The sequence below is a fragment of the Kocuria atrinae genome (assembly GCF_039531425.1).
Taxonomy (GTDB): Bacteria; Actinomycetota; Actinomycetes; order Actinomycetales; family Micrococcaceae; genus Kocuria; species Kocuria atrinae.
In genome coordinates this window covers 57,857-64,149 of the sequence record NZ_BAAAQA010000001.1, presented here as the reverse complement: position 1 = coordinate 64,149, position 6,293 = coordinate 57,857, and the positions used below count along the sequence as shown (strand labels likewise).

Below are 6,293 nucleotides of genomic sequence, written 5' to 3'. Positions count from 1 at the left end.
AGCCGCCTTTTCGTCTGGGCGCTTGCCCCGCCGAGAACGCGGTGCCGGGTTACGTGAGCAAGCCGTTGAGGATCGTACTGAAACGCGCCGCCAGGTCCGTTGCCTGTTCACCTGGCCACTTGTGCACGGGCCACGCAGCCCCCTGAATCTGCTGCATCACCGGAGCATCCGGGATCGTCGGCTGCACCACCAGGTCCCCGAACAACTCATGGAGTTCGGCAATGCGGTGAGAGTGTTCGGAGAAATCTTCGCGCGCTCGATTGATGATCACGCCGGCTGCGGGCACGGCCCAGAGCTTGGACACATCGAATTGAGCGATGGCAGTCATGGTGCGCTTGGTGCCCGCCACGGAGAACAGTGACGGTTCGGCCACCGAGAGAACTTTGTGGGAGGCGGCCCACGCCATGCGGGTGAGTGCAGTGAGGCTGGGCGGGCAGTCGATGAGCACCAGCTCGTATTTGTCCACGCCCTGGAGGATGGTCTCCAGTCGTTTCAGGTCCTTCACCTTGAAAGTGGAGCGATCCAGATGTGAGGAGGAGGCGGAGCCGGGGGCCACGTCGAGGACAGGTCGGACGGGGGAGTTCTGCGGAGTGGTGGCCTGCTCCGTGCCCTCGGTGGTTGCTCCGGAAGACTTATTGGAGTGATCGCGGCCGGGAGCGCCGCTGGTGGGGGTATCGGCGTTGGTTACGACGGAGGCGCTGCCGACAGAAGCGCCGCCGGTGGGGGCGTCGTCGCCGACAGGGCCGTGGCCGGAATCCGACGCCTGCGCCGTTGAGGCAATGGCCGGGGTGGAGGTCTCCGGCGTGATCGGGTGTTTTGTCCACGACGAAGGAACTGTGATTTTGGACACTGCCCCCTTCTTGGGTTTACGCAGGATCGAGCCGATGTCTTGGGAGGGCTGAGCACGGACACCCAGGGCTGTCGAGGCGTCCGCGTGTGGATCCAAGTCGATCACCAAGGTGGGGATACCGGCTTCCAGGGCAGCCGAAGCTAGCCCCAGTGTTACCGATGATTTACCGACTCCGCCCTTAAGGCTGCTGATGCTGACGATCTGCACTATGACCTCTCCCCGTACGGTGTCCCAGCCACCGGGACACAACCCTGTCCATGCTAACGGCTGGACTCATAGTCTTTGCGTCACAGATTAACGAGTTCCACTACACAGTGTGGTCAGTCCACAAGTATGATGTAGGTCTCACGTATGCTGAGACAGCTAGTTCGCTATCTAACGCAGCGCCCTTTGAGGCCCACTGGCCCGGGGGTGCGGAACGGCAGTACATGTTCTCCAAAATCCTGGTGGCCAACCGCGGCGAAATCGCTATCCGTGCATTTCGTGCCGCGTATGAACTCGGCGCGTCAACCGTGGCCGTGTTTCCTCACGAAGACCGCAACTCCATTCACCGTCAGAAGTCTGACGAGGCGTACCCCATTGGCCAAGAGGGCCACCCGGTGCGTGCCTACTTGGACGTTGACGAGATCGTTCGCGTTGCCAAAGAATCCGGCGCTGACGCCATTTACCCCGGTTACGGTTTCCTGTCCGAGAACCCCGATCTTGCCCGCGCCGCCGATGCCGCGGGCATTAAGTTTGTCGGGCCCAAGGCGGAGATCCTGGAGCTCGCGGGCAACAAAGTAGAAGCACTGCGTGCAGCAAAGCGCGCCGGAATTCCCACGCTGGAGTCGACCGAACCTTCGGCGGACAGGGACGCACTGATCGAGGAAGCCGAGAAGATCGGCTACCCGCTGTTCGTGAAGGCCGTTGCCGGCGGTGGCGGACGCGGCATGCGTCGCGTGGAGTCCTCCAAGGATCTGCCCGGTGCCCTGGATGCCGCCATGCGCGAGGCGGATACTGCTTTTGGTGACCCCACCGTTTTCATCGAGCAGGCCGTGCTGCGCCCCCGGCACATCGAAGTACAGATCCTCGCGGACAACCAGGGCAATGTGGTGCACCTGTTCGAACGCGACTGCTCGCTGCAGCGCCGGCACCAGAAGGTCGTGGAGATCGCCCCGGCGCCCAACCTGGACGATGACATCCGCCAGGCCCTGCACCGTGACGCCGTGAAGTTCGCCAAGGAGCTCGGCTACGTCAACGCCGGCACCGTGGAGTTCCTGGTGGACACCGCCGGGGAGCGTGCCGGTCAGCACGTGTTCATCGAGATGAACCCGCGCATCCAGGTGGAGCACACCGTGACCGAGGAAGTCACGGACATCGACCTGGTGCAGTCGCAGTTGCGCATTGCCGCAGGGGAGACGCTCGAGGACCTGGGGATCAGCCAGGACACCCTGCGCGTGCGCGGTGCCGCCCTGCAGTGCCGTATCACCACCGAGGACCCGGCCAATGACTTCCGCCCTGATGTCGGTAAGGTCTCTGCCTACCGTTCCGCCGGCGGTGCAGGTGTTCGTCTGGACGGTGGCACGCTCTATGCCGGTGCCGAGATCTCGCCGCACTTCGACTCGATGCTGGTCAAGCTCACGTGCCGCGGTATCGATTACACGACCGCCGTCCACCGCGCGCGCCGTGCTCTTGCGGAGTTCCGTATCCGCGGCATCGCGACCAACATCCAGTTCCTGCAGTCCGTGCTGGACGACCCGGACTTTATCGCGGGTGACGTGGCCACGGACTTCATCGAGAACCACCCGGAGTTGCTGAAGGGCAAGATTTCGGCGGACCGTGCGACCCGCGCCTTGACCTACCTGGCAGAGGTCACGGTCAACAAGCCCAACGGGGATCGCGTGGACGGAATCGACCCGCGCACCAAGCTCCCGCACTACCCGGGTGACAAGTCCGATGAGCCTTACCGCAGCCCGTTTGACGGCCCCTCGACCCACGAGCCGCCCGTCGGCTGGCGTCAAGTGCTCCAGGAGAAGGGCCCGGAGGGCTTCGCCGAAGAACTGCGGAATTACAAGCCGCTGGCGGTCACGTCCACGACCTTCCGCGACGCTCACCAGTCGCTGTTGGCCACGCGCGTGCGTACTCGTGACCTTCTCGCTGCCGCCCCGGCCTACGCTCACACGCTGCCGGGCTTGCTGTCGGTCGAGGCCTGGGGCGGTGCCACGTACGACGTCGCTCTGCGCTTCTTGGGCGAGGACCCCTGGGATCGCCTGCGCCGCCTGCGCGAGGCCATGCCCAACATTCCCATCCAGATGCTGCTGCGTGGTCGGAACACGGTGGGATACACGCCGTACCCCACCGAGGTGACCAACGCGTTCGTGGCCGAGGCCGCCGAGACGGGTGTGGACATCTTCCGCATCTTCGACGCGCTCAACGACGTGGAGCAGATGCGCCCCGCGATCGAGGCCGTGCGCGAAACCGGAACCGCCGTGGCAGAGGTTGCGCTGTGCTACACGGGCAATCTGTTGGATCCGAGTGAAGAGGTGTACACCCTCGACTACTACTTGGACCTAGCGCAGAAGTGTGTGGACGCCGGCGCACACATCCTGGCGATCAAGGACATGGCCGGGCTGTTGCGCCCGGAGGCCGCCCGCAAGCTGGTCACCGCGCTGCGTGAGCGCTTCGACCTGCCGCTGCACCTGCACACCCACGACACCGCCGGAGGCCAGTTGGCCACGTTGATGGCGGCTTCGGAAGCAGGTGTCGACGCCGTGGACGTCGCCTCCGCATCGATGTCCGGCACGACGTCGCAGGTCTCGGCTTCCGCACTGGTCGCCGCGCTCGAGAACACCGAGCGTGATACCAACCTGGGCCTGGACGCCGTGAGTGGCTTGGAGCCCTACTGGGAGGTCGTGCGCGGGATCTACAAGCCTTTCGAGTCGGGGCTGAACAGCCCCACGGGTCGCGTGTACCGTCACGAGATCCCGGGTGGTCAGCTTTCGAACCTGCGCCAGCAGGCCATTGCGCTGGGCCTGGGGGAGAAGTTCGAGGCCATCGAGGACATGTACTACGCCGCGGACAAGATGCTGGGCCACCTGGTCAAGGTGACACCGTCCTCCAAGGTGGTCGGTGACCTGGCCCTGCAGCTCGTGGGCATGGACGTGGACCCGGCCGAGTTCGAGGAGAACCCCAACAAGTTCGACATCCCGGACTCCGTGATCAACTTCCTGGCGGGTGAACTCGGCACCCCGCCCGCGGGCTGGCCCGAGCCGTTCCGTTCCAAGGCGCTTGGGGGTCGCAACGTGACCCTGGGCGACAAGGACCTGAGCCAGAAGGACAAGGAGGGTCTCGGGCAGCCCGGTGAGGAGCGTCGTGCGACCCTGAACCGATTGCTGTTCGCTGCTCCCACCAAGGAGTTCGAGTCTTCCCAGACCAAGTACGGCGACCTGTCCGTGCTGCACACCCGCGACTTCCTCTACGGACTGCGCCAGGACTTCGAGCACGTGATTTCCCTGGGTAAGGGCGTGCGCTTGCTCGTGACCCTGCAGGCAATTTCCGAACCGGATGACAAGGGCATGCGCACTGTCATGGTCACCCTGAACGGTCAGTTGCGACTGCTCGAGATCCGCGACAATTCGGTCAAGACCGATTCCGTGGAGCTCGAGAAGGCGGATTCTTCCAACCCGGGTCACGTGGCCGCGCCGTTCGCCGGTGCCGTGACGGTCACCGTGGCCGAGGGCGACACTGTGGAACCGGGCCAAGCCGTGGCCACGATCGAGGCGATGAAGATGGAAGCCTCCATCACCACGCCCACCGGTGGCGCAGTGTCCAGGGTGGCTCTCAAGGACGTTGCTCAGGTGAGTGGCGGCGACTTGGTGTTGGTGATCGACCCCGCCTGATCGCTGATTTGCCAAGCTATCTAGGATGGGACTCATGCGCGAATTCGATCTCATCATTGTTGGCTCTGGCTCGGGTAACTCCATCCTCACGGAGGAGTACCAAGATCTGAACGTGGCCATCGTGGAACCGGGTACTTTTGGCGGTACGTGCCTCAACGTGGGGTGCATTCCCACCAAGATGTACGTGTACCCGGCCACGGTGGCCCGTGAGGCTCTTGATGCTTCCCGTCTCGGGCTGAACGCGTCCAGGGACTCCGTGGATTGGCAGTCCATGCGGGATCGGATCTTCAGCCGCATCGACGCCATCGCCAATGGGGGACTGACCTACCGTCAATCCCTGGACAACGTGACCGTGATCCAGGAGTACGTGCACTTCGTGGCGCCCAAGGTTCTGGAAACGGAATCGGGAGAGCAGATCACCGCACCTAAGATCGTTCTGGCCAACGGATCGCGCGTTCAGCTCCCGGATGTGCCCGGCATGGACCTGCCCGGCGTGCACACCTCGGACACGGTCATGCGGCTGGACGAACTACCGGAGTCGATCATCGTGGTGGGCGGCGGTTATATCGCGGCGGAGTTCTGCCACGTTTTCAACGGGCTGGGCACCCGGGTCACCCAACTCAACCGTTCCGGGCGTCTCCTGCGGCAACACGACGACACTATCGCGGAGCGCTTCAAGCGCGAGGCAGCCCTGCAATGGGATTTGCAACTGAATCGTTCGATCACCGGTATCGAGCGGGCGGCGGACGGCAAACTCAAGGTGACCGCGGCGGCGTCGGACGAGTCGCTGGAGACCTGGGAAGGTACCGCGGACGTGGTCTTGGTAGCCACCGGGCGCGTACCCAACTCCGACACTCTCAATCCGGAAGCCGCGAACCTTGATGTCTTCGGTTCCGGATTGCTGGCCGTGGACGAGTACCAGCGCGTGCTCAGTACTGGCCGACCGGTTGAAGGTCTCTGGGCCTTGGGTGATGTGTGCTCGCTGTACCAGCTCAAGCACGTGGCTAACGCGGAGGCTCGCACGGTGGCCCACAACGTGGTCCACCCCGATGATCTGCGCAGCACCGACCACCGCTTTGTTCCCTCCGCGGTATTCACTGAGCCGCAGATCGCCACCGTGGGAATGACCGAGGAACAAGCACGCGTCTGGGCCGATCAGAACAATACGGACATCACCGTGAAGGAACAGAACTTCGGGGATGTGGCCTACGGCTGGGCGATGGAGGATTCAGTGGGGATCTGCAAGCTGATTGCGGACAAGAACACCGGACTGCTTCTGGGCGCGCACCTCATTGGTAAGGATTCATCGAACCTGATCCAGCCCCTCATCCAGGGCATGTCCTTCGGCCAGACTGCCCATGAGATCGCACGCGGTCAGTTCTGGATCCACCCGGCACTGGCCGAGGTAGTGGAGAACGCGCTGCTCGGACTGGACGTTCCCGGCCAGGGCTGATCACAGCCAGTGGTGCATGGTGACCACGTGTCGTGAGGGGCGCCCAGCAGCTCGCCGAACCGGTGCACCTCCGAACCGGCACGGTGACTGAGAGCCATAAGACCGAACGATG

3 protein-coding genes are annotated in these 6,293 nt (G+C 63.7%); 2 read left to right on the top strand and 1 reads right to left on the bottom strand.

The genetic code is table 11. The annotated features are described in order from the left end of the window. Nucleotides 1-49: 49 nt before the first annotated feature. A complete protein-coding gene (locus tag ABD283_RS00295; RefSeq protein ID WP_425552779.1) occupies nt 50-1,060 on the bottom strand; it encodes a ParA family protein in 1,011 nt (336 codons plus the stop codon). Nucleotides 1,061-1,278: 218 nt separating this feature from the next. Between ABD283_RS00295 and ABD283_RS00290 the strand changes: the two genes are divergently transcribed. Then, the gene (locus ABD283_RS00290) at nt 1,279-4,728 is read left to right on the top strand and encodes a pyruvate carboxylase (protein WP_344223077.1); all 3,450 of its coding nucleotides are present in this window, start codon (nt 1,279-1,281) and stop codon (nt 4,726-4,728) included. 34 nt (nt 4,729-4,762) lie between these two features. Continuing rightward, entirely contained in the window at nt 4,763-6,181 is a 1,419-nt protein-coding gene (locus ABD283_RS00285; RefSeq protein WP_344223076.1) for a mycothione reductase, read from the top strand. The last annotated feature ends 112 nt before the right edge of the window (nt 6,182-6,293 follow it).